A 22,430-nucleotide genomic window follows, 5' to 3' on the forward strand; every position below is an offset into this window, starting at 1 on the left:
GCGAAAGTATCGGCCGTCCGGGACCGGGCACGCCCCGTGGTCATCGCGCCGCCGCGACCGCCTCGCGCCCGAGCCGTTCCTGCTCCTCGGCGAGGATCGTCCGGGCGAGCGACGGCTCGGCGACGTCCACCGCTGCCGACGACGTGTCGGAGATCTCGGACTGCCGCGCGAACTCCTCGAACAGCGCCGCCTTGGACCCGAGGATCTCCATCATCCGCTGGTCCACGGAGCGCTCGACGAGCAGGCGGTGCACCTGCACGGTCCGCGTCTGCCCCATGCGGTGCGCCCGCGCCACGGCCTGCGCCTCGATGGTGGGCTTGACCTGCGGCTCGCAGAAGATCACCACGGACGCCGCCTGGACGTTGAGGCCGACGCCGCCCGCGGTGATCTGGCTGACGAGCACGCGCGGCCCGTCGGGCTCGGCGAGCCGGTCGACCATCGCCTGCCGCTCCGGGACGGGCACAGAGCCCGTGAGCGGCCCCACCGCCTGCTCCCCCAGCACGCCCATGACCTGCTCGAGCACGGTCAGGAAGTACGAGAACACGATGACGCGCCGCCCGTTCGCCACGGCCTCCTCGACGAGCTCGCGCAGCCGCCGCAGCTTGGCGGAGTCGTCGGCGTCGGCCACGTCGAACGCGGCGCGGCGCATCGCCATGAAGTTGCCCGCCTCGACGGCGGCCCGGTAGGCGGCGCCGTCGGCCGGCCCGAACTGCTCCCACTCCTCCACCTGCACGAGCCCCGGCAGCTCGGTGAGCACGTCCTCCTGGTTGCGCCGCAGGTAGACGGGCGCGACGATCCGCCGGAACGCCTTGGCGCCCGACAGCCCTGCCTGCGCGTCGAGCTGCCGGGCCACCTCGGGCTGCAGGTAGCCGACCATCGCCTTGAACTCCGCGACCTTGTTCTCCATCGGGGTGCCGGACAGGAACAGGACGCGCTCGGCCCGGTCCGACCAGGCCCGTACGGTCCGGCCCCGGATCGTCTCGGGGTTCTTCACGTAGTGCGCCTCGTCGACCACGAGCAGCGCGGGCCGCAGCGCCGGGTCGAAGGGCAGCCGCCCGAGCACCTCGAACGTGGTCACGCCCACGCCGCCCTCGGCGGCCCAGCGCGCGGCGGCGTCGTCGCGGTCGGCGCCGTGCATGACGACGGCGGGCAGCGCCGAGTGCTGCTCCACCTCGCGCGCCCAGTTCGTGACGACGCTCGCCGGGCACACCACGAGGTGGTGCGCGGGGCCTTCGGTGGTCGCCGTCAGGTGCGCCATGGTCGCGATGGACTGCATCGTCTTGCCGAGGCCCATCTCGTCGCCGAGGATCGTGCGGCGCTGCACCAGGGCGTACCGCGCGCCGAACACCTGGTACCCGCGCAGGGAGGCGCGCAGCAGGGACCGGTCCAGCGGCTGGGCCTCGACGCGTCGCACCACGTCCGCGGGCAGGCCACCCTCGGCGGCCTCGTGGTCGTCGCCCAGGTCGACGACCTGGCTCAGCAGCCCGTAGTACTCGGCGGAGCGCCGCTCGAAGTCGGCCCACACGTCGGCGGCCTCGGGAGGCTGGCCGACGGCGGAGCGCACCTCGCGCGCGGACGCGGCAAGTCCCGCGGTGCCCGCGTCGGCGACGGTCGCGGGCGCGCGTCCGCCGTCCGGCACTGCGTCTTCGCCGAGGACCGCCGCGAGCGCCGAGACCGCGGCGAACGACTCGCTCCGCCGCGAGGCCGGGGCGAAGAGGCGCCGCAGGCGGCTCGCGGCGAGGCCCGCGGCGTCCAGGTGCGGCGGGAGGCCGTCGACGAGGCGCTGCGCGAGGTCGAACCACCGGTACCGCGCCGCGGTGGAGACCCGGAACGCGTACAGGGCCTGGACCAGTACGGTCGCGTACGGGTCGTCGGGGTCGACGTCGATGCGGAACCGCAGGTCACGGTCCGCCTGCTCCTCCAGGGTGCGCGCCGCGGCGACCGCCTGGCGCGCCGTGCCGTCCCCGATCCCGGCGGCGGTGAGGCGCTCGGTGCCCGCGACGAGGACCTGCGTGACGGTGTGGAAGCCCGCCTTCTCAAGGACGGAGACCCGCAGCCGCGGGCGCACCTCGGCGAGCGCCTCGACCGGGACGGCCCGCAGCTCGCCCCGGATCCGCACCTCGCGCGTCGCGCCGTACGCGTCGCGGACCCGGTCGCGCAACGGGGCGTCGGCGGACAGCAGGAGCCGGGCGTCGTCGAGCCGGGCGGTCGCCTCGGCGACCACGCGGCGCGCCGCGGCGGGCTTCCAGGCGGGTGAAGGAGTCATCGGCCAGGCAGCGTACCGGGAACGTCTGACATGCCGGTTTCCAGCGGGTTGCCCCGGGCTGCACAGAGATGACCCGGCCGGGACCGAGGCCGTCGCCGCGGCCCGGCGGACGGGTAGGTTGGCGGCATGACCAGCCACGGAGGAGTGACCGTCACGTCCGTCGCCGAGCTCGAGGAGGTGGTCGGCCGGCCGCTCGCCGCGGCCCGCGGCAAGGTGCGCCCGGCGCTGCACGAGCTCGACCGGCAGTGGCTCGCGGCGTCGCCCCTGTGCCTCGTCGCGACGTCGGACGCCGAGGGCAACCTCGACGTCTCGCCGAAGGGCGACCCGGCCGGCTCGCTCGCCGTCGTGCTGGACGACTCGACGATCGGCCTCCCCGAGCGCCCCGGCAACCGCCGCGCCGACGGCTTCCACAACCTGCTCGCGAACCCGCACGTCGGCCTGATCTTCCTCATTCCCGGCCGCGGCGACACGCTGCGTGTCAACGGGCGGGCCCGGATCGTGCGCGACGCCCCGTGGCTCGGAGAGCTCCAGGTGCGCCGGCACGTCCCGGCGATCGGCCTCGAGATCGCCGTGGACGAGGTCTTCTACCACTGCTCCAAGGCGTTCCTGCGGTCGAAGGCCTGGGAGCACGAGGCGTGGGAGCCCGACGCCGCGCCCCGCCGCGCGGTCATCTCGCAGACCCTGGAGCGGCCGGGCGACACGCTCGAGACGCTGGACGCGTACTACGGCCCGGCCTACGCGGAGAAGATCTACGAGTGAGCCGGAGGTGCAGCGCAGGGTGGGTCCGCAGCGAAGCAAGGATCCCGCCCGCAGCGGAACCGCAGGCTCAGGCGTGAACCGGCATCGAGTGAGCCGGAGGTGCAGCGCAGGGTGGGTCCGCAGCGAAGCAAGGATCCCGCCCGCAGCGGAACCGCAGGCTCAGGCGTGAACCGGCATCGAGTGAGCCGGAGGTGCAGCGCAGGGTGGGTCCGCAGCGAAGCAAGGATCCCGCCCGCAGCGGAACCGCAGGCTCAGGCGTGAACCGGCATCGAGTGAGCCGGAGGTGCAGCGCAGGGTGGGTCCGCAGCGAAGCAAGGATCCCGCCCGCAGCGGAACCGCAGGCTCAGGCGTGAACCGGCATCGAGTGACGCCTGCGCCGGCGTCGCCCCGAGCCGGCGCCTCAGGAGGCGCGGGCCTGGTCCACCACGTCGGGCGTCGTCGGCCCGATGACGTCGGGGGCGCCCTCTCCTGCCCACGCGCGGCCGTGGGCGACCCATCCCGTGCGGGTACCGGCGGCGCGCCCGGCCGCGACGTCCGCGTGCGCGGCGTCGCCGATCATCCACGCGTCCGCCGCCGTCCCGCCGAGGCGCTCGAGCGCGATCTCCACCGGCCGCGGATCGGGCTTGGCGACACCCACCTCCTCGGAGACGACGACGGTGTCCACGAGCCGGTCGAGGCCCGTCCGCTCGATCTTGCCGCGCTGCTGGTGGCTGACGCCGTTCGTGACGATCCCGACCGGGTCGCCGCCCGCACGCAGCTCGGCGAGGAGGTCCGTCACGCCCGGGTAGAGCACGATGTGCCGCCGGATCCCGGCGCGCATCTCCTCGATCAGCCGCTCCACGGGCGTGGCACGGCCGAGCACGTCGCGCACCGTGGCTGCCACGGCGTCCTTCGGTGCGAACCCGCCGCCGTCGGCCTCGAGGATCGCGGCGAGGTCGGACGGACCGCCGTCGTGAGCCGCGACCGTCTCCACCGCCCAGGCCCGGAAGGCGCCGTCCCGGTCGACGAGCGTGTTGTCAAGGTCGAAGAGCCAGATCACGCGGGTGAGAGTAGCGGCCCCGCCGGTCCGGCGGGAGCGCCGTCCGGCCGGGCCTGCCACCGCCTGGCGCGGGCAACGAGCAGGTCCGCGACCAGTTACGGGCCTACGGGCTGACGACGCACTGACGCTCAGCCGCCGAGCAGCGCTGCGACCCGCTCCGCCATGGCGCGGGGACGCTCTGACGCGCGGTCCGACGGCGGTGCGGTTGCCCGGCACGCCCCCGCGCCAGCACCCACGGAGCGTGTGAGACTGCCGTGGTGACGCGGACGATCGGCGTGGAGGAAGAGCTGCTCCTGGTCGACTCCGATGGCGCCCCGACGACGAAGGCCCAGGTGATCCTGGACGCGGTGCAGGACGGGGACGGGCCGCTCGTGGCCGAGTTCATGGAGGAGCAGATCGAGACGGCGACCGCGCCGCACGCGTCGCTCACCGACCTCGACGCGGCGATCCGCGCGGGCCGCGCGGGCGCTCAGGCCGCCGCGAACCGGGCCGGCGCGCGCGTGGCCGCCCTCGCCACGTCCCCCCTGCCGTTCGTAGGCATCCCGATGAGCACGCGGCGCTACCTGGCCATCGGGGCGGAGTTCGGGCTCACGGCCCGCGAGCAGCTCACCTGCGGCTGCCACGTGCACGTTGCGGTCGCCGACGACGCCGAGGGCGTGGCGGTGCTCGACCGCATCGGGCCCTGGCTGGCGCCGCTGCTCGCCCTGTCGGCGAACTCCCCGTTCTGGCAGGGCCACGACTCCGGCTACGCGAGCTTCCGGTCCCAGGTCTGGGCCCGCTGGCCAACGACGGGACCCACGCGGACGTTCGGCACGCCGGAGGCTTACCACGCGACCGTCGACGCACTCCTCGCGACGGGCACCATCCTCGACCCCGCGATGATCTACTTCGACGCCCGGCTCTCCGCCCGGTACCCCACCGTCGAGATCCGCGTGGCCGACGAGTGCCTCGCCGTCGGCACCGCGACGCTGCTGGCCGGGCTCGCCCGCGGGATCGTCGAGACCGCGGCCCGAGCGGCAGCCGACGGCGCCCCGCTGCCCGACGCCCCGCCCGAGCTGCTGCGCGCCGCCCACTGGCGGGCGGGCCGCTCGGGGCTGTCCGGCGGCCTGGTCGACCCCCGCACGTGGCGGCTCGCCCCCGCGCACGACGTCGTCGGCGCGCTCGTCGAGCACATCCGCGACGCCCTCGTGGACGCCGGCGACCTCGACGCCGTCACCGACCTGCTCGGCGCGCTGTGGTCCTCCGGCGACGGGGCGTCGCGGCAGCGCTCGTGGGCCGCGGACTCCGGCGGCGACCTCGGCGCCGTCGCGCGCCGGGCGGCGGACGCGCTTCTGGCGTGACACTCCCACGGGCACCTGCTGGTGGCCGGACGGAGCTCGGGGTGGCCGGACGGAGTGGCTACCTCGGCACGGCTTCCTGGCCGAAGTAGTCGCTTCGTCGGGCCACCGGGACGGTCCGTGCGGCGAGGTAGAGACTTCGTCCGGCGGCCGGCATCGCGATGTTCTACGGTGTAGCACATGACCGTTCTCGGGATCCGCGCGCTCAAGCAGAATGCCTCGGCTGTCGTCGCGCAGGCGGCTGCCGGCGAGACGATCACGATTACCGACCGTGGGCGGCCCGTCGCGCTGCTCGTCCCGATCCCGGACGACCCGCTCGAGCGTCTCGTCGCAGCGGCGCGGCGGCGCGGCACCATGCGCGGGCTTGGCGAGCTGCCTCCGTCGCGGCCCGACCGGACCGGCGGTCCGACGGCCACCGAGATCCTGCTCGCCATGCGCGACGAGGAGCGGTACTGAGATGCAGACGTGCGCCTACTTCGACACCGCAGCGCTCGTCAAGCTCGTCGTGTGGGAGCCTGAGAGCGCGGGGCTCCGCGCGTGGATTCGCGAGCAGGACGGTGCCACCTTGACCGTGACCTGCGACCTGTCACGCACTGAGCTGCTACGGACGATCGCCCGCAAGGACCCGGAAGCGATGGCCGACGCCCGACACCTCATCAGGTCGCTCACGATCGGCGAGGTGAGCCAGGACACCTTCGCCGCGGCCTCGCGGCTCGGGCCACCCGAGCTCCGGTCGCTGGACGCGATCCACCTGGCCTCGGCGCTCGAGCTGGGCGATGCTCTCGACGCGTTCGTCACGTACGACAAGCGGCTCGCGGAGGCCGCGACGATGCTCGGCCTGCCGGTGGTGGCGCCCTCCTGACGCGCGCGGACCGCGCCAGCATTGACCCGACCCCACCGTCAGTCGAGGCGGAGCTCGATGACTCCGGGCGTCGAGCGCCACGTGCTCGGGAGCGAATGCATCGCGAGCAGAACGAAGGTCTCCCGCTGTCCCCGCAGGAGATCCAGTACTCGGGCACCCGTCGCCTCGTCGAGCGATGCGGTCGGCTCGTCGACCAGGAGGATGTCCGGGCGCACGGCAAGTGCTCGTGCGATGGCGAGCCGATGCACCTCTCCTCCGGAGAGCTCGCGACCGCCGGAGCCAACCGTCGTCTCCGGCTCGATGCCCGCCCGGACGAGATCAAGCGACTCCAGGTATACGCGGATGCCCTTGTCGGTCAGGTCGGGGTCGCCGAGTCGCAGGTTGTCTGCGACCGTCCCCGAGAAGATGTACTCGTCGGCGGCCACCAGGACCGTCCGAGGACGACGGCCAGCAGGCAGCTCCTCGGCCCGTGACGCGAGGGCACGGAGCAACGTGCTCTTGCCTGCTCCGGAGTGGCCTGTGATGACCATGACGTCACCGCGTCCGACCTCCCCCCGCACCTCGCGTGCCGGGCGGAACGGCATGGTGGGCAGCGCGTATCCGTCGAACGCGACTCTTGCGTCGTCCACATGGACCTCGACCGGGCTGACGAGCGACGGCTCGGCATCCGTCCGAGCCAGTCGACTGCGCGCGGCCGCGCCGTCGCCGCGCGCCTCGATTCCCGCCTGGAGCTGGGACGCCGTGCTCATCGTCCCGATCGCCCACAGCGAGACGAGTGCGATGGCGGGCCCGCTCATCCCCCGCGACGCGCACGCCGCGAGCACCGCCACGACGGTGCCGACCACCAGCAGGTCGACCAGGGCACGTGCCGACGACCGCCTGGACCGGCGTCGCAGGCGCGCGGACTCGAGCCTGGCGACGCGCGCTCGGAAGCGATCGGCCAGCACCTCCACCGCTCCGATGGAGACCATCTCGTCCCAGGCGTCGACGATCGTCACGACCTCGGTTCGAACCTGCCGGCGCGCGTCCTCCTCGTCCCCGGCGTGCGCTGCTCGGGCGACGAGGACGGCGACCGTGAGCGTGAGGACGTACCCGCCGAGAAGGATGAGACCGGCGGCCGGCGAGCCCGCGACCATGGCTGCGAGGCCCGTGGCGATCAGAGTGCCCACACCGGAGACGACCGGGCCGGTTCCCCTGACCAGGTCCATCCCGGCGCTGTCGGCGTCGGCCATGGCCTTGTCGAGTGACGCGCCCGACCAGGCGTCGGCCTCTGCGCTCGACATCGCGCCCAGCCGCGAGAAGTACGCGAGTCGCTGTTCGGTCACGCGCCGCAGGGCAGCCGTGTGCAGCAGCAGGCGTTGCCCGTACCCGGCGGCGACCCGACCGAGCGCGAGGGTTCGGATGCCTCCGCTCGGCGCCACGTACGAGAAGGTGCTGAACGTGGTCGCCCCCGCGATCGCGCAAGCCGTGATGAACCAGCCGGAGTAGGCGATCAGCCCGCTGGAGCAGAGCTCGGCGACCACGGCCACGGCGAGACCGACCGGGACCGCCAGGCGATCACGTCGGCTCACGCTGTCACCCTCGAGAGGGGTGCCAGCGTGCCGCCGTCGATCCGGTAGGCGTCCTCGGCGGCGTGGACGACGCCGTCCGAGTGCGTGGCCACGACGACGGTCCGGCCCCGGGTGGCGCGGCGGAGGGCGTCGATGACGCGGCGCTCCGATTCCTCGTCGAGGTGCGCGGTCGGCTCGTCGAGGATCCAGAGCGGGGAGTCCTGCAGCACTGCGCGTGCGATCGCCACGCGGCGCGCCTCCCCTGTGGAGATGCCGTGGCCGCGCTCGCCGAGCGTCGTGTCGAGGCCGTCGGGCAGTCGGGCGATCACCTGCTCCAGCCCGGAGACGTGGACGGCATGGTCGATGTCGCTCTGGCCGGCCGTGGGGGCAGCGATCGTGATGTTCTCGCGGATCGAACCGTCCACGATCACGGTGGCCTGACCGAGCCAGACGTGGACGCCGGGCCGTGGATCAACAGCCGTGTCGCCGAACTGCCACTGCACCGACCCCGACGTCGGAGCCTTCGTGCCGGCGACGAGCGAGAGGATCGTGCTCTTCCCGCTCCCCGACGCTCCGACGATCGCCGACCAGGTGCCCGCGGCAAGGGTGAGGTCGCCCGCCACGACGTCCTCGGGAGCGTCCGGGTAGCGGAAGGTCACCCCACGCAGCCGGATCCGGGGCGCGCCGGACACGGATGCCCGGGGCACCGTGCGCGGCGGCTCGTTCGCGTCGGCGGCGGAGAACCCGGCGAGCACGCGCGCTGCAGCTTCCGCGCGTTCCTTGTCGTGGAAGCTTGCGGCCAGCGTTCGCATCGGCGTGAAGTACATCGGGCAGGCGAGAAGGATCAGGAGCCCGGAGAACAGGGTCAACGGTTGCGAGGACCCGACGTGCAGGTACCCCAGCAGTGTTTCGCCGATGTACGTGGCGTTGACCGCGATCGAGAAGGTGATGACCACGTCCATGACGAGCCCGGAGAGGAACGCCCGCCGCAGGATGTCCGTCGTCGACCTCCCGAGCTCGTCGGACGCCGCTTCGACGGCGTGTCGCCGACGAGCGACCGCGCCGAGAGTCCTCAGCGTGCTCATGCCGCGGAAGCTGTCGAGAACGGTCGTGCTCAGCCGTGCCGCCGCCTGCTGTCGTTCGTCCGCGCCGTCCCGTGCGAAGAGACCGGCCAGACGCAGGTTGAGGGGCAGGAGCGCTGACGACAACGCCAGCACGATCGCCGCCGGCCAGTGGAGTGCGGCGGCGAGAAGGAGGACGAGCAGCATCTCTGCCGGTGCGGAACGTCGGAGAGGGCCGATCGAGGCGTGATGGTCGGCGATGTCGTCGACCAGGTCCACCACCGCCAGGGCAGCGTCCGAGGCCGCCACGGTCCTGGGCCGAGAGTCGCGTGGGAGCAGCGTCGCGCTCAGCCGGGACCGGGCGTGGTCGGCGACCTCCCGGCGACCGAGGTCGCGGAAGTGCTCGGCCCCACCGTCGGCGAGAACGACGACCAGCGCCGCGATGGCGACGACAAGGATGCCGCGGAATGCTTCGCCGGGCGAGCCGGCGACGATTGCGCTGACGACGAGCGCGACTCCGGCCCAGCGTGCCAGTGCGGCGACCGACGACATGACGCGCATCGACGCGCTCGCCCGGAAGAGCCGCCGAGCCCGGACACCGACGTCGGCATCAGTCGTCGCCACGGTGCCGGCGTTCATCGACGACCCACGCGACGCCCGCCGTGATGCAGAGCGCCACCATGCCCGACGTCGTCAGGAGGTACGAGTGGAACTGGGGGTAGCCGCCGAGCATGCCCTGCGAGACGCAGTACGCGACGATGCAGAGAACCGTGCAGACGACGGCCTTCACGGTCGTCAGGATCACCCTCGTGAACCTCGCGGGCGCCGTGGTGTCGTCAGTGCGTGGCTTCGTGCTCATTTACGCGCCGTCCTTCCGGACTCGGGTGCCCGGTCGGGAGGTGACCGTGCCGTTCCGCCTTCCCCCTGAAGGCGTGGTGGGCGAACAGGTTGTAGCCCAGGACGAGCGGGATGTTCAGGCCGACTCCGACCAGCAGGAACGTCATGGTGTTGTGCGGGCCGGCCGCCGAAGCGAGGTCGAACCCGGCGCCGACCGTCGGGTAGTGAGCAGCGAGCAAGGCCAGTACGCCGGCGACGACCGAAACCGCGAGCGCGACGGAGGGCACCTTCTCCGCGACCACGCTCCGGGACGCCGTTCCGAAGGCCACCACGGCTGTGACGACCCCGGCGACGGTGAACAGGAGGAGGCCGGTGAACGCCGCGGCTCGCGCGGGGGTCGCCAGGTCCAGCGGAGCCGCAGTCGCCTGCATCGTCGAGACGACGGCGACGAACAGGACAGCACCCGCGATCAGGCTCGTCCGCCCGCGAGCGGCAGCAGACGCCTGGAGCTCACCGGTGAACTTCCGCACCGCGTGGGCATACCCGGCCGCGATGTGCACGAGAGCGAGAAGGACCGCGCACACCACCGCGAACCAGGTGGGGGCCCGGCTCGTCGTCTCCACCGGGGATCCGAGTGCCCCCAGTGCGAACCCCTGCGCGCCGGCGGTGACGAGCGAGGCCCATCCGAAGGCACTCACCCATCCCGATGACTCGGGGCGCTGCGACGCCATCTCGACGGAGACGCCGCGCACGATCAGGCCGAACAGCATGACGACCAGCGGAAGGTACACGTGGGGCAGGAGCGTGCCGAACGCGGCGGGGAAGCCTGCCCAGAGGGAGACGCCCAGCAGGATCAGCCAGGTCTCGTTCCCGTCCCAGGCGACGGCGACCACCTCGACCATGTCCCGGCGACGGTCCGGGCGCCGCTCGAGGAGCGTGGCGATGCCGAGGCCGAGGTCGTACCCGTCGAGGACGAGGTACATGAGGAAGCAGAGCAGGACGACGCAGAACCAGAGCGTGGGCATCATCGTGCGACCTCGTGGTCAGCGGCGTGGACCGGGTCGACGAGGAGGCGCGGGTCGTCGCGTTCGGGGCCGACCCGGACGCAGTGCACGATGTACGCGACATAGGCCGCGAGCATGACGACGTACAGGACGATGAAGCCGGCCACGGAGAACAGCACCGCGCCGGGCGCGAGGTGCGACACGGCGTCGTCGGTCCTGAGCAGCCCGAACACCACCCAGGGCTGTCGCCCGGCCTCGGCCGTGACCCATCCGCCCAGGATCGCGAGGATGCCGGCCGGCGTCGTCCAGAGCAGGACGCGATGGAACCTGTACGCGGTCCAGAGCCGGTCACGGAACCTCAGGACGGTGGCGGTGAACGCCAGGGCGAACATGAGGACGGCGGCCAGGAACATGCTGCGGAAGCCCCAGAAGGTCGCCGCCATGTCGGGCCGGTCTGCCGCATCGGTCATCGACAGGCCCGGCACGCCGGTCTGGCAGGTCAGGTCCTTCGCGATGAAGCTGCCGAGGCACGGGATGTCGAGCTGGGCGATGTTCGCCTCGGCCTGCTGGTCCGGGATCGCGAAGAGCACGAAGCCCGTGTTCCCGCCTTCCCAGTTGCCTTCGATCGCCTCGAGCTTCGAGAGCTGTGTGCCGAGCACCGCACCCGAGACCGAGTCGCCGAGGAACAGCTGCAGCGGCATCAGGACGGCAGCGATGCCGAGCGCGACGGACAAGGACCGCCGTGCGAATTCGAGGGCGCGGCCCCTGCGCAGGTACCAGGCGGAGATGCCCGCCACGAAGAAGCTTGCCGAGATCAGCACGGCCACGACCATGTGCGGCCACCGCCAGATGAACGACGGGTTGAAGATGATCCGCCACCAGTCGACGGGCTCGAAGTATCCGTCGACGAGGTCGTAGCCGGCCGGCGTCTGCATCCACGAGTTCGCGGCGATGATCCACGTGGACGAGAGCAACGTGCCCACCGAGACCATGACGGTGGCGATGAACATGGTGCGTTCCTTGACGCGACCGTCCCCGTAGAGCAGCACCCCGATGAAGCCCGCTTCGACGAAGAAGGCGGTCACGACCTCCATGCCGATGATGGGGCCGATGATCGCGCCGGTCCTCGCTCCGTACTGGCCCCAGTTCATCCCCATCTCGAAGGTGACCACGGCGCCCGCGACAACGCCGATCGCGAAGCCGACAGCGAAGATCCGTCGCCAGAAGCGGAAGACCTGGAGGAGCACCGGGTTCCTCGTGCGCCAGTACATCCCGTAGACGACCGAGAGCAGGATCGACAGTCCGACCGTGATCGCGGGGAAGGTCATGTGGAACATGACCGTGACGGCGAACTGCCATCGTGAGAGATCCAGAAGACTCATCGTCCGTCCCCCTTCAGACCTCGACGGGCGTCGGCTGCGCGGCCGACGTTGTCGAGGTGAATCGAGGCAGGATGCGCAGTGTTGCGACCAGGAGGGCGACGATCGCCAGCTGGGTGCCGATCGCGGTGGCGAACGCGGCCGGAACGCTTGTCGTCGACATCGTCACGTAGACGGTCCCGAGGGTGGCCACCCCGAGCGCGAGACTTGCCTGCTGGACGGTGATGAGCACGCCGCTGCCCACCCCACCCAGGTGCGCCGGGACGTCCGTCAGGACGACACGGAACAGGCCGGAGAACAGCATGGACTGGCCGCCCCCGACCAGGACCAGCGGGAGGGCGAGCGACCAGAGGCTCACGTCCGGCCATCCAGTGGTCACCACGAGGATGAGCGCGGCCAGACCAGCGGCCTGGATCGTCCCGCCGACAGCCATCGCGCCGCGTCCGAACCGATCGATCAGCCGCGTGCTGAACACCGAGCCGAGGAAGAAGAAGACGGCCATCGGAAGGATCGAGAGCCCGCCCTCCAGCGCGTCGTTGCGGAGTCCGTCCTGGACCACCAGCGCGAAGACGAACATGAAGGCGCCGAACCCGATGCTGTAGAGGCCGATCATCGTCAGGCCCTTGCGCATCGACGGCAGCTTCAGGAGCGACGGCGGCAGCAGGGGAACATGCCCGGCGGTCTCAGCACGCTCGGCGACGGCCACGGTGACGACCGCGAGAAAGACGGCAGCCGCCAGCGACAGCCAGGTCCAGGACGGCCATCCGCTGGCCTGCCCCTCGGTCAGGGGCAGGAGGAGCGCGGTGAGCGTCGCCGCGAAGAGCGTCGTGCCGACGAGGTCGATCGCGACCGGGTACGGAGACCTGTTGGCCGGGACGATGCGCGCCGCTATCAGCGCGGCGAGCCCGATCGGGACATTGACGAGGAAGATCGGGCGCCAGGACAGCCCTGCGATGTCGGCGCTGACGAGCAGCCCGCCTGCCAGCTGTCCGACGACCGCGGCGATGCCCGACGTCGCTCCGTAGAGCGCGAGAGCGCGAACCTTCCGCGGTCCTTCGAGGGCGGTGTGGAAGGTGGCCAGAACCTGTGGCACGAGGGCTGCGGCCGTCACACCCTGGACGAGCCGGGCCGCGACGAGGAAGCCGATGGTCGGCGCCATGCCGCACGCGAGGGAAGCGAGGACGAAGCCCGCCAGGCCGAGCCGGAACAGCGTGTGGCGCCCGTAGCGGTCTCCGAGCCGGCCGCCGAGGACGAGCATCGCCGCGTAGGCGATCCCGTACACGGAGACGACGAGCTCGAGCGAAGCAGGTGACGCTCCCAGGTCCACGTCGATGGTAGGGAGCGCGACGTTGACGATGAAGAAGTCGGCGATGGGAAGGAAGGCGCCCGCCAGCAGCACGAACACGAAGCTCATGGCAGCTCCTAACATTTATGGTGTCATCAGTATTAGTAGGCAAGTATTGCTCCATAAGTATGGGATGACAAGTAGGCTGACGCCATGACCACCCACTCGACGCCGGAGCCCTGGTCCGAGCTCGCCGACCTCGTGCTGCGCATCGCACGCGAGATCCAGTTCCGTGGCTACACCGACCCGGACGCGGTCGGCCTCTCGCCGTCAGAGGGCACGGTGATGCGCCGCCTGCAGCACGTCGACGAGTCCACGCCGACCGAGCTGGCCGCGGAGACGGGGCTGCAGCGGACGAACCTGTCGGTCGTGCTCCGTAGCCTGGAGAGCAAGGGCCTGGTGGAGCGGAGCACGTCGCCGCGGGATCGCCGCTACGTGACCGTCAGCGCGACCGAGCGCGGCAACCGTAACTACAGGCTCGTTCGGCAGGAATGGGGCCGCGCGGTGTCGGAGGCGGCCGGCGGCGACGGGGACGACCTGGAGGCCGCGCTCTCCTTGCTCCGCGCGATCGAGTCCGGGCTCGTCGAAGCGCGACCGGCGACGTCCGGCCGGTCAGGCGCACGGGCGGAGTAGCGGGCGCGGCACCCGCACCCCGGGATCAGAGCAGCGCGAGCGCCGCCAGCGCGTCGCGGGTCGCGTCTGCGGCCGTCATCCGCCGGGTGGTGCGGATGTGGTCGATGCTCGCGTGGTCGAGGAACTCCACGGGCAGGCCGACGTGCACCTGGGGCGTCAGGATGCCCTGCTCCCCCGCGCGCTGCGCGATCATGGACCCGACGCCGCCGTCGACGACGCCGTCCTCGACCGTCACGACGAGGTCGTGCTCGCCGGCGAGCTTCACGAGAGCGGCGGGAACGGGCAGCACCCAGGTCGGCGACGCGACCGTCACGTCGACGCCGTGCGCCGCGAGCGCCTCGCCGGTCTCGAGGGCGGTCGTCGCCATGGAGCCCACTCCGACGACGAGCACGCGCCGCGCTCCGCCGTCGGACTTCTTGCCCGTGTGCCGCGCGATGACGTCGACGCCGTCGAGCTCCTCCACGGCCGGGATGCCGGAGACGAGCGCGCCCTTCGGGTAGCGCACGACGGTGGGGGCGTCGTCGACGTCGACGGCTGTCCGCAGTGCCGCGCGGAGCGTGGCCTCGTCGCGGGGCGCTGCGAGGCGCAGCCCCGGGACGATGCGCAGCATCGCCATGTCCCACATGCCGTTGTGGGAGGCGCCGTCCTCGCCGGTGATGCCGGCGCGGTCGAGCACGAACGTGACGCCCGCGCGGTGCAGGGCGACGTCCATGAGGACCTGGTCGAAGGCGCGGTTGAGGAAGGTGGCGTAGACGGCGACGACGGGGTGCAGCCCGGCGAACGCCATGCCTGCGGCGGAGGTGGCGGCGTGCTGCTCGGCGATGCCGACGTCGAACGTCCGCTCGGGGAACTCCTCCGCGAACGGCGCGAGGCCCACGGGGTGGAGCATCGCCGCGGTGATCGCGACGACGTCGGGCCGACGACGGCCGATCGCGACGATCTCGTCCGCGAAGACGGACGTCCAGCCGAAGCGCGACGGCGCCACCGGCAGGCCGGTCTCGGGGTGGATGACGCCGACGGCGTGGAAGCGGTCGGCGACGTCCTGCTCGGCGGGCGTGTAGCCGCGGCCCTTCTCGGTGATCGCGTGCACGATCACGGGCGCGCCGTACGACTTGGCGCGGCTCAGGGCGTGCTCGAGCGCGGCGACGTCGTGCCCGTCGACGGGGCCGACGTACTTCAGGCCCAGGTCCTCGAACATGCCCTGCGGCGCGACGACGTCCTTGAGGCCCTTCTTCAGCCCATGGAGCCAGCGGTGCGCGAAGCGCCCGGGCGGTCCGGAGCGGAACAGGGCGCGCTTGCCCCAGTCGAGGAAGGCCTCATAGCCCTGCGTGGTACGCAGGGTGTCGAGGTGGTTCGCGAGGCCGCCGATCGTCGGCGAGTAGGAACGGCCGTTGTCGTTGACGACGATGACGAGGCGGCGGTCGTGCCCCTCGGCGATGTTGTTGAGGGCCTCCCAGGCCATGCCGCCGGTCAGGGCGCCGTCACCGATGACGGCGACGACGTGCCGGTCGTCGCGGCCCCGCACCACGTTGGCCTTGGCGATGCCGTCGGCCCAGGACAGGGCGGTGGACGCGTGGGAGTTCTCGACGACGTCGTGCTCGGACTCGGCGCGGCTGGGGTAGCCCGACAGCCCCCCGCGCTTGCGCAGGGCGGAGAAGTCCTGGCGACCGGTGAGCAGCTTGTGCACGTAGGACTGGTGGCCGGTGTCGAAGACGAAGGTGTCCTTCGGCGACTCGAAGACGCGGTGCATCGCGATCGTCAGCTCGACGACGCCGAGGTTCGGCCCGAGGTGACCGCCGGTGCGCGAGACGCTCCCGACGAGGAAGCGCCGGATCTCCTCCGCCAGCTCGGGCATCTGCCCGGGCGTGAGCGCCCGGACGTCCTCGGGCGAGCGGATGTCGCTCAGCAGACCCATGCCTACGTCCTTCCTGGTTCCCGGTGCGCCCGACGTCGGTTGCCCGCCCCGCGCGCGTCGGCCCACCTTAACGGCGGGTCACACTTCAGGATGCCACCGTCACGGCGCCTTGGAGGTTCCTCCACACGATTGTGGCCGAGGCCATATGTTTCGTCAGAAAACCTTCCTAGGATGAGACATGTGCGTTTTCTGACGGGGCAGACCCCCACCACCGACCTCACCTACGGAGACGTCTTCCTCGTCCCGTCCCGCTCCGACGTGACGTCACGGTTCGACGTGGACCTCTCGACCGACGACGGCACAGGCACCACGATCCCGATCGTGGTGGCGAACATGACGGCCGTCGCGGGGCGGCGCATGGCTGAGACGGTGGCCCGCCGTGGCGGGATCGTGATCCTCCCGCAGGACGTGCCGGTCGAGGTCGTCGCCGCGGTGGTCGCCGACGTGAAGTCGAAGGACCCCGTCATCGAGACGCCGGTCGTGGTCTCCCCGCACGACACCGTGCACAGCGTCCTGACCCTGCTCGGCAAGCGCGCCCACGGGGCAGCCGTCGTCGTCGAGGACGACCGGCCTGTCGGTGTGGTCACCGAGGCCGACTGCCTCGACGTCGACCGCTTCACCCAGGTGCGCCAGGTCATGTCCAGCGACCCGCTCGTCCTGGACGCGCACATCCTGGACGGGCGCGGGGCCGAGGGCCTGGAGCACGCCTTCGACATCCTGCACGCCGCGCGCCTGTCGGTGGCGCCCGTGGTGCGGCACGGCCGCCTCGCGGGCGTCCTGACGCGCAAGGGCGCGTTGCGCTCCTCGATCTACACCCCGGCCGTCGACGCGGCGGGCTCGCTGCGGGTCGGCGCCGCCGTCGGGATCAACGGCGACGTCGCCGCCAAGACCAAGGACCTGCTCGCCGCCGGCGTGGACGTGCTCGTGGTCGACACCGCCCACGGGCACCAGGCCAAGATGCTGCAGGCGCTCGACGCCGTGCGCTCCGTCAACCCGGAGGTGCCGGTCGTGGCGGGCAACGTCGTGACCGCCGAGGGCGTGCGCGACCTCGTCGCCGCCGGCGCCGACATCCTCAAGGTGGGCGTGGGCCCGGGCGCCATGTGCACCACCCGCATGCAGACCGGGGTCGGCCGGCCCCAGTTCTCGGCCGTGCTCGAGTGCGCGGCCGCGGCACGCGAGCTCGGTAAGCACGTGTGGGCCGACGGCGGTGTCCGCCACCCCCGCGACGTCGCCCTCGCGCTCGCTGCGGGCGCGTCCCAGGTGATGGTGGGGTCCTGGTTCGCGGGCACCCACGAGTCGCCGGGCGACCTGCGCGAGGACGGCTCCGGCCGCCTCTACAAGGACTCGTTCGGCATGGCGTCCGCGCGTGCCGTCGCGGCCCGTACCGCCCGCGCCGGCACGGCCTTCGACCGGGCCCGCAAGGCTCTCTACGAGGAGGGCATCTCCACCGGGAAGATGTACCTCGACCCGCAACGGCCCGGCGTCGAGGACCTGCTCGACGAGATCATGTCCGGCCTGCGGTCCTCCTGCACGTACGCCGGGGCGCGCACCCTGGCCGAGTTCGCCGACCGTGCCGTGGTCGGAGTGCAGTCCGCCGCCGGGTACCAGGAGGGCATGCCGGTCGCCACGTCCTGGTGACACGTGCGTGGTGGTCGCCGTGCGTAGCGCCCCTGAGGTGGCTCGGTCGGGCCGTCGGCGAACCTGCTTCGACTAAGGTCAGGACGTGACGTCATCCTCCGCCCGCTCGCAGTTGTTCGACCTGGCGGCTCGCGGTTTCGAGGGGCCGTGGAAGCACGCGCGCGGCGCGTTCACCGACGATGCGCGGCCCGCATCGGTGCTCGTGCTGTTCGGCGTGCTCGACGGGCTGCCGAGCGACCACGAGGCGCAGGCCAAGGCGGTGTCGCACGACCTCGACGTCCTGCTCCTGGCCCGGGCAGCCACCCTGCGCAGCCACGCCGGGCAGGTGGCGTTTCCCGGCGGGCGGGCCGACCCGGGCGAGGACGCCGTCGAGGCCGCGCTGCGCGAGGCGGTCGAGGAGACGGGACTGGACGCGGGCGGCGTCGAGGTGCTCGGCACGTTCGACCCGCTGCCGATGCCGGTGTCGAACCACCTGGTGACACCCGTTCTCGGCTGGTGGGCGCGGCCCACGCCCGTGCGGGTGGTGGACGTGGCCGAGTCCTCGCACGTGTTCCGCCAGCCGGTGGCCGACCTGCTCGACCCCGCAAACCGCCGCACCGTCGTCGTGCGGCGTTCGGCGCGCACGTACCGCGGTCCGGGGTTCCTTGCCCGTGCCGAGGGCACCGAGCACCTCGTGTGGGGGTTCACGGCCGGAGTCCTCGACGCGCTGTTCGACCAGCTCGGGTGGACCGAGCCGTGGGACCGCGGGCTCGAGCTGGAGCTCTGACCTCCGCCGCGCCGATGCCCTGTCGGCGCCCCGGGCCGTCCGCCCGCGGACGGCACCCTGCGCCTGCGGACGCCCTCGATGTTCGTGCCCTCCGCCCGGAGACAGCCGTCGGATGTCTGGACTGCCCTCGGATGTCTTCTGTTCGTGGGTGGCATCCCAGCCGATGGGTGATCGGCGGAGCCCGCGCCGATTCGCGCTTCCCTGACCGTTCACCACACGCGCGCGGCCGGTGGTCGCCGCGGCTCCTCGACGAGCACCTTCGCGTCGCACCCGAAGAGCTGCGCCAGCAGTCCGACCTGGTCGAGCGTCCAGGCCGTCTTGCCCCGGAACCGGTCGGACACAGCCGCCCGCGAGAGCCCGAGCTCGGTGGCCAGCTGCGCCTGGCTGAGGTCGCGCCGCGCCGCCTCGAGCCGGACCGCCGCGGCAGTCACCCGTGCGAGCCCGTCGACGTAGAGCCGCGGAGCGGGCCGGGGCACGATGACGGGGAGGTCGTCGTCGAGGTCTGGATCGGTCTCGCCGTCGAAGATCGGGTCGCGGTCCAGCGGGTCGTAGTTCGTTCGCACCATGCGTCCAGCCTGGGACAGCCGGAGCGACGACGCTCGGGTCCGTCCACAAGGCTGGAGGAGCACGGCAGACCGGCGCTCCCGAACAGTTCAGCCTGCGTTGCGCACGATCAGAGGGCGCAAACGTGCCCAGTCAGGGGCGGCACCCCCGAACAGACGTGTCCAGGCCCTGCGGCCGGATCGCTTGTCCGGCCGCCAGCCAGCCGCCAGCCGGCCGGCCGCAAGACCGCCGCAAGACCGCCCTGACGCGCTCAGCCTCCGGCTTCGGGCCGCTGCCAGGCCTCCGACGGCTGGCCGCTGTAGGCTCGATCGCTTGCCCAACCCCTGTGGAGGTTCCCCGTGGTTGCCGCTGACCTCGACGTGACAGTCGACCTCGCCCGCGCCCTGCTCACCGAGCAGCACCCCGACCTGGCCGGTCTCCGGCTCGAGATCGTGGCGAACGGCTGGGACAACGTCATCGTGCGCGCGGGCGACGACCTGGCACTGCGGCTGCCCCGGCGCGAGATCGCAGCCCGGCTCGTCGTCAACGAGCAGGTCGTGCTGCCGGTGCTCGCCCCGCGCCTGCCCGTGCCGACACCGCTGCCGGTGCGCACCGGGGCGCCGAGCGAGGCGCTCGGCTACCCCTGGGCCTGGAGCGTGGTGCCGTGGGTCGGCGGGACGGTCGCCGCGGCCGTCCCCGCGGCCGCCCGCACCCCGTGGGCCGCCGACCTGGCGCACGCGTTCGTCGCCCTGCACCGGCCGGCGCCCGCCGACGCGCCCGAGAACCGGTTCCGCGGCATCCCGCTGTACGTGCGGTCGGAGGCCTTCGCGGAGCGGCTCCACCATCTCCCGGAGCACCTGCACGAGCCCGCCCGCGCCCTGTGGACCAAGGTGCTCGAGGCCCCCGCGTACGACGGCGAGCCCGTCTGGCTGCACGGCGACCCGCACCCGGGCAACCTCGTGGTCGACGGCGACCGGCTCGCCGCCATCATCGACTTCGGCGACGTCACCAGCGGCGACCCCGCGAGCGACCTCGGCACCGCGTGGCTCACCTTCGACGCCGAGGGCCGGAAGATCTTCCGCGCGACGGTGGACGCCGTCGCACGCGACGGCCGCGGCTGGGACGCGGGCATGTGGGACCGAGCCGAGGGCTGGGCGCTGCTGTACTCAGCGGTGCTCCTCTCGTTCCCGGACGAGCACCCCCTGATGGCCCGCGTGGGCGAGCACACGCTGGAGCAGCTCTTCGGCTGACGGGGGTTCAGGACCGCCCGAGCACGGCCCGGATCCCGCGCGCCGCCCGCTCGTACACGGCGTCGTCGCCGTACAGGAGCGAGCGGTCGTTCGCCCCCTCCAGCATCGCGGTCACCTCGAACACGACCTGGTCGGGGTCGGTGCCGGCGGGCAGTGCGCCGTCCGCCAGGGCGACCTCCACGTGGTGCCGCAGGTACGAGTCCCAGTCGCGCTGGGCCGCGACGATCGCGTCGCGCACGAGGCCCTGCCGCCCGTCGAACTCCACGGAGACGGTGCGGAAGAAGCAGCCACCCTCGAAGACGCGGCCGCGCGAGTACGCGATCCAGGTCTCGACCAGGGCCAGCAGACGCGGCAGGCCGGCGGGCGCGGCCCGTGCCGGCTCGACGACGGTCTCCGCGTAGATCTCCCACGCGCGCTCCACCGCGGCGAGCTGCAGCTTCTCCTTGCTCCCGAAGAGCCCCGCGATTCCGCTCTTGTTCACGGGGGCGGCCGCCGCGAGGCCGCCCAGACTCAGCGCGTCGAGGCCGCGCACGGAGGCTTCCTGGACGGCGCGGTCGAGGACGGCGCGGCGGGTGCGGTCACCGCGGACCCGACGACCGTCGACGGTGGATGAAGACATGATGACAAGTGTACGACCGTTCGTATAGTGTGCGAACGGTCGTACAGTTTTCCGATCAAGGAGGTCCCCATGCCCCGCGTCCACGCCGCCGTGCGCGCCGGTTTCCGCACGCTCGCCACTGTCGCGCCGCCGCTGGCGGTCGAGGCCGCCTTCGCGGCGTTCCGCCGGGTCGGGCCGCCCGGCCGCGTGCGCGATCAGGACCGCGCCGTGCACGAGCGCGCACGCCGCGGCACGCTGCACGTGCGCGGCCACGAGGTCGTCACGTACGCCTGGGGCGACCCGGCCGCTCCCCCGGTGCTTCTGGTCCACGGCTGGAAGTCGCGCGCGTCACGGTTCGCCGCCCTGACCGCCGACCTCGAGGCGGCCGGCCTCCAGGTCCTCGCCTTCGACGGCGTGGCCCACGGCAGCTCCGCGGGCAGGACGACCACGATCCTCGACCACCTCGAGATCCTGAACCGGATCGCCGACCGGCCCGCTGGTCTCGCCGCCGTCGTGGGCCACTCGTTCGGCGCGTTCGCGGCAGGCGTCGCCCTGCACGAAGGCCTGCCGGCGCGCAACTTCACCGCCGTCGCGGCGGTGCCCGGCTTCGACCACCTGACCAGCAGCTTCGCCGGCGCCGTCGGCCTGCCCGACCGGCTTCGCGAACCGCTCGCCCGCCGGATCTCGAGCGGCGCGTTCCCCGGCGAGCCCGACCCGCGGACCCGCTTCGACCTGCTGCTCAACCCGGCTCCGGAGGCCGTGCCCACCCTCTTCGTCCACGACGCCGGCGACCGCGAGGTGACGCACGCCCACGCCCACCGCCTCCATGCGGCACACCCGGGTAGCCGCCTGGTGGTCACGTCCGGGCTGGGGCACAACCGGGTTCTCGACGCACCGGAAGTTCGCGCGATGATCGTGGAGCACGTGACGTCGTCGCTCCACCCGGCCACGAGCTGAGCCTCGCCGGGCGCGGGCCCACCGGGTGAATCACGGACGAAATATCACAGAGCAGCCAAATTACTTTGCCAGTCCATTACCATGGTGTCCGTTTCGTGCCGGATCGTCCAGGGGGGACACATGGCGGAGCACCTTCGTGACGCGGCCACGGCCGCGACAGCACTCGGCTTCCTCGGAACGCTCTGGTTCGCCTGGGCGTCGCCGCACGCGGCCCGGCTCTGGCGGCCGCTCGTCTGGGCGCTGACCGCGGGCGCCGGCGTCGTCACGGTGGTGGCGGGCGGCACAGTCGCGCGCACATGGTCCGGGCCCACGGTGCTCGACGCCGGGGCCGTCAGCTTCTACCTGCTCGCCCTTGCGCTGCACGCCGGGCTGTTCCGCCTGATCGCGGGGTACGCCTCCCGCAACGGCCGCGCGACGAGCGTCCCGGTGATCGTCGCGGTGGGGACCGCCCTGCACGGCTTCCTCCTCGCGGAGGCGCTGCAGGTCCCGCTCCTCTACCACGCCGCGATCGCCGGCGTGGCGGTCGCACTCACGGCCGGACCGGTCGTCCGCCTCGTGCGCGGCGACGGCCAGGCCGCGACGGGCCTCGCGACGGGCCTCGTCCTCGTGGTCACCGCCGTCGCGCTCCTGGTCGGGGGCCCCGCCCCCCCCGCCCGGGCGCCCCCCGGGGGCCGCGCGGCGCCCCCCCCCC

General features: G+C 72.6%; 21 protein-coding genes. 10 read left to right on the plus strand and 11 right to left on the minus strand.

Annotation, left to right across the window (positions count from 1 at the left end; genetic code table 11):
• Positions 1-40: 40 nt before the first annotated feature.
• Positions 41-2,266 (minus strand): DEAD/DEAH box helicase, encoded by a 2,226-nt coding sequence (locus L1785_RS13190; RefSeq protein WP_236089727.1) that lies wholly within the window; start codon positions 2,264-2,266, stop codon positions 41-43.
• Between the two features lie 126 nt (positions 2,267-2,392).
• On the opposite strand from L1785_RS13190, the gene L1785_RS13195 reads away from it, so the two are divergent.
• Positions 2,393-3,025 (plus strand): MSMEG_1061 family FMN-dependent PPOX-type flavoprotein, encoded by a 633-nt coding sequence (locus tag L1785_RS13195; protein WP_236089728.1) that lies wholly within the window; start codon positions 2,393-2,395, stop codon positions 3,023-3,025.
• Between the two features lie 400 nt (positions 3,026-3,425).
• Here L1785_RS13195 and L1785_RS13200 read toward each other — a convergent pair whose 3' ends face one another.
• A complete protein-coding gene (locus L1785_RS13200) occupies positions 3,426-4,064 on the minus strand; it encodes an HAD family hydrolase (protein ID WP_236089729.1) in 639 nt (212 codons plus the stop codon).
• A gap of 257 nt (positions 4,065-4,321) precedes the next feature.
• Between L1785_RS13200 and L1785_RS13205 the strand changes: the two genes are divergently transcribed.
• From L1785_RS13205 to L1785_RS13215, 3 genes are all read left to right on the plus strand, one after another.
• Entirely contained in the window at positions 4,322-5,404 is a 1,083-nt protein-coding gene (locus L1785_RS13205; protein WP_236089730.1) for a carboxylate-amine ligase, read from the plus strand.
• A 177-nt stretch (positions 5,405-5,581) separates the two neighbouring features.
• A complete protein-coding gene (locus tag L1785_RS13210; RefSeq protein WP_236089731.1) occupies positions 5,582-5,857 on the plus strand; it encodes a type II toxin-antitoxin system Phd/YefM family antitoxin in 276 nt (91 codons plus the stop codon).
• 1 nt (position 5,858) lies between these two features.
• The gene (locus tag L1785_RS13215; protein ID WP_236089732.1) at positions 5,859-6,263 is read left to right on the plus strand and encodes a type II toxin-antitoxin system VapC family toxin; all 405 of its coding nucleotides are present in this window, start codon (positions 5,859-5,861) and stop codon (positions 6,261-6,263) included.
• Between the two features lie 38 nt (positions 6,264-6,301).
• On the opposite strand, the gene L1785_RS23235 is transcribed toward L1785_RS13215, so the two are convergent.
• From L1785_RS23235 to L1785_RS13245, 6 genes are read right to left on the minus strand one after another with little or no spacing between them, the layout of a single operon-like run.
• Positions 6,302-7,834, minus strand: coding sequence for an ATP-binding cassette domain-containing protein (locus L1785_RS23235; protein WP_236089733.1), 1,533 nt, complete (start codon positions 7,832-7,834; stop codon positions 6,302-6,304).
• Positions 7,831-9,513, minus strand: coding sequence for an ATP-binding cassette domain-containing protein (locus L1785_RS13225; RefSeq protein WP_236089734.1), 1,683 nt, complete (start codon positions 9,511-9,513; stop codon positions 7,831-7,833). The genes L1785_RS23235 and L1785_RS13225 overlap by 4 nt, the downstream gene beginning before the upstream one ends.
• Positions 9,485-9,733 carry a hypothetical protein gene (locus tag L1785_RS13230; protein ID WP_236089735.1) on the minus strand — a complete coding sequence of 83 codons (249 nt, stop codon included), beginning with the start codon at positions 9,731-9,733 and terminating at the stop codon, positions 9,485-9,487. The genes L1785_RS13225 and L1785_RS13230 overlap by 29 nt, the downstream gene beginning before the upstream one ends.
• The gene (locus tag L1785_RS13235) at positions 9,711-10,739 is read right to left on the minus strand and encodes a cytochrome d ubiquinol oxidase subunit II (protein ID WP_236089736.1); all 1,029 of its coding nucleotides are present in this window, start codon (positions 10,737-10,739) and stop codon (positions 9,711-9,713) included. The genes L1785_RS13230 and L1785_RS13235 overlap by 23 nt, the downstream gene beginning before the upstream one ends.
• Positions 10,736-12,097, minus strand: a complete 1,362-nt coding sequence (locus L1785_RS13240) for a cytochrome ubiquinol oxidase subunit I (protein ID WP_236089737.1) — start codon at positions 12,095-12,097, stop codon at positions 10,736-10,738. The genes L1785_RS13235 and L1785_RS13240 overlap by 4 nt, the downstream gene beginning before the upstream one ends.
• A 13-nt stretch (positions 12,098-12,110) precedes the next feature.
• Positions 12,111-13,508, minus strand: a complete 1,398-nt coding sequence (locus L1785_RS13245; protein WP_236089738.1) for an MFS transporter — start codon at positions 13,506-13,508, stop codon at positions 12,111-12,113.
• Between the two features lie 84 nt (positions 13,509-13,592).
• Here L1785_RS13245 and L1785_RS13250 point away from each other — a divergent pair, with 84 nt between their 5' ends.
• Complete coding sequence (locus L1785_RS13250) at positions 13,593-14,072, plus strand: MarR family winged helix-turn-helix transcriptional regulator (protein ID WP_236089739.1); 480 nt, start codon at positions 13,593-13,595, stop codon at positions 14,070-14,072.
• Positions 14,073-14,097: 25 nt separating this feature from the next.
• On the opposite strand, the gene dxs is transcribed toward L1785_RS13250, so the two are convergent.
• Positions 14,098-15,987, minus strand: coding sequence for a 1-deoxy-D-xylulose-5-phosphate synthase (dxs, locus tag L1785_RS13255; RefSeq protein WP_236089740.1), 1,890 nt, complete (start codon positions 15,985-15,987; stop codon positions 14,098-14,100).
• A gap of 180 nt (positions 15,988-16,167) precedes the next feature.
• Between dxs and guaB1 the strand changes: the two genes are divergently transcribed.
• The gene (gene guaB1, locus L1785_RS13260; RefSeq protein ID WP_236089741.1) at positions 16,168-17,625 is read left to right on the plus strand and encodes a GMP reductase; all 1,458 of its coding nucleotides are present in this window, start codon (positions 16,168-16,170) and stop codon (positions 17,623-17,625) included.
• A gap of 85 nt (positions 17,626-17,710) precedes the next feature.
• Complete coding sequence (locus L1785_RS13265) at positions 17,711-18,391, plus strand: NUDIX hydrolase (RefSeq protein WP_236089742.1); 681 nt, start codon at positions 17,711-17,713, stop codon at positions 18,389-18,391.
• A gap of 209 nt (positions 18,392-18,600) precedes the next feature.
• Here the strand turns inward: L1785_RS13265 and L1785_RS13270 are convergent, their stop codons facing one another.
• Positions 18,601-18,957, minus strand: a complete 357-nt coding sequence (locus L1785_RS13270; protein ID WP_236089743.1) for a helix-turn-helix domain-containing protein — start codon at positions 18,955-18,957, stop codon at positions 18,601-18,603.
• A 336-nt stretch (positions 18,958-19,293) separates the two neighbouring features.
• Between L1785_RS13270 and L1785_RS13275 the strand changes: the two genes are divergently transcribed.
• Positions 19,294-20,184, plus strand: a complete 891-nt coding sequence (locus L1785_RS13275) for an aminoglycoside phosphotransferase family protein (protein ID WP_236089744.1) — start codon at positions 19,294-19,296, stop codon at positions 20,182-20,184.
• Positions 20,185-20,191: 7 nt separating this feature from the next.
• On the opposite strand, the gene L1785_RS13280 is transcribed toward L1785_RS13275, so the two are convergent.
• On the minus strand, positions 20,192-20,803 hold the full coding sequence (locus tag L1785_RS13280) for a TetR/AcrR family transcriptional regulator (protein ID WP_236089745.1): 612 nt from the start codon (positions 20,801-20,803) through the stop codon (positions 20,192-20,194).
• Between the two features lie 69 nt (positions 20,804-20,872).
• On the opposite strand from L1785_RS13280, the gene L1785_RS13285 reads away from it, so the two are divergent.
• Together L1785_RS13285 and L1785_RS13290 are read left to right on the plus strand one after the other, a co-directional pair.
• Complete coding sequence (locus L1785_RS13285) at positions 20,873-21,739, plus strand: alpha/beta fold hydrolase (protein ID WP_236089746.1); 867 nt, start codon at positions 20,873-20,875, stop codon at positions 21,737-21,739.
• A 120-nt stretch (positions 21,740-21,859) separates the two neighbouring features.
• On the plus strand, positions 21,860-22,430 hold a 571-nt coding region (locus tag L1785_RS13290; RefSeq protein ID WP_236089747.1), incomplete at its 3' end, for a hypothetical protein.

It is taken from the genome of Antribacter soli, from assembly GCF_021568775.1.
Lineage (GTDB): Bacteria > Actinomycetota > Actinomycetes > Actinomycetales > Cellulomonadaceae > Antribacter > Antribacter soli.

What these genes read in the sequence shown, in the direction of transcription:
- L1785_RS13190 (WP_236089727.1), bottom strand. Translation starts at nt 2,266, where the DNA reads ATGACTCCTTCACCCGCCTGGAAGCCCGCCGCGGCGCGCCGCGTGGTC.
- L1785_RS13195 (WP_236089728.1), top strand. Translation starts at nt 2,393, where the DNA reads ATGACCAGCCACGGAGGAGTGACCGTCACGTCCGTCGCCGAGCTCGAG.
- L1785_RS13210 (WP_236089731.1), top strand. Translation starts at nt 5,582, where the DNA reads ATGACCGTTCTCGGGATCCGCGCGCTCAAGCAGAATGCCTCGGCTGTC.
- L1785_RS13215 (WP_236089732.1), top strand. Translation starts at nt 5,859, where the DNA reads ATGCAGACGTGCGCCTACTTCGACACCGCAGCGCTCGTCAAGCTCGTC.
- L1785_RS13225 (WP_236089734.1), bottom strand. Translation starts at nt 9,513, where the DNA reads ATGAACGCCGGCACCGTGGCGACGACTGATGCCGACGTCGGTGTCCGG.
- L1785_RS13230 (WP_236089735.1), bottom strand. Translation starts at nt 9,733, where the DNA reads ATGAGCACGAAGCCACGCACTGACGACACCACGGCGCCCGCGAGGTTC.
- L1785_RS13235 (WP_236089736.1), bottom strand. Translation starts at nt 10,739, where the DNA reads ATGATGCCCACGCTCTGGTTCTGCGTCGTCCTGCTCTGCTTCCTCATG.
- L1785_RS13240 (WP_236089737.1), bottom strand. Translation starts at nt 12,097, where the DNA reads ATGAGTCTTCTGGATCTCTCACGATGGCAGTTCGCCGTCACGGTCATG.
- L1785_RS13245 (WP_236089738.1), bottom strand. Translation starts at nt 13,508, where the DNA reads ATGAGCTTCGTGTTCGTGCTGCTGGCGGGCGCCTTCCTTCCCATCGCC.
- L1785_RS13250 (WP_236089739.1), top strand. Translation starts at nt 13,593, where the DNA reads ATGACCACCCACTCGACGCCGGAGCCCTGGTCCGAGCTCGCCGACCTC.
- dxs (WP_236089740.1), bottom strand. Translation starts at nt 15,987, where the DNA reads ATGGGTCTGCTGAGCGACATCCGCTCGCCCGAGGACGTCCGGGCGCTC.
- L1785_RS13270 (WP_236089743.1), bottom strand. Translation starts at nt 18,957, where the DNA reads ATGGTGCGAACGAACTACGACCCGCTGGACCGCGACCCGATCTTCGAC.
- L1785_RS13280 (WP_236089745.1), bottom strand. Translation starts at nt 20,803, where the DNA reads ATGTCTTCATCCACCGTCGACGGTCGTCGGGTCCGCGGTGACCGCACC.
- L1785_RS13285 (WP_236089746.1), top strand. Translation starts at nt 20,873, where the DNA reads ATGCCCCGCGTCCACGCCGCCGTGCGCGCCGGTTTCCGCACGCTCGCC.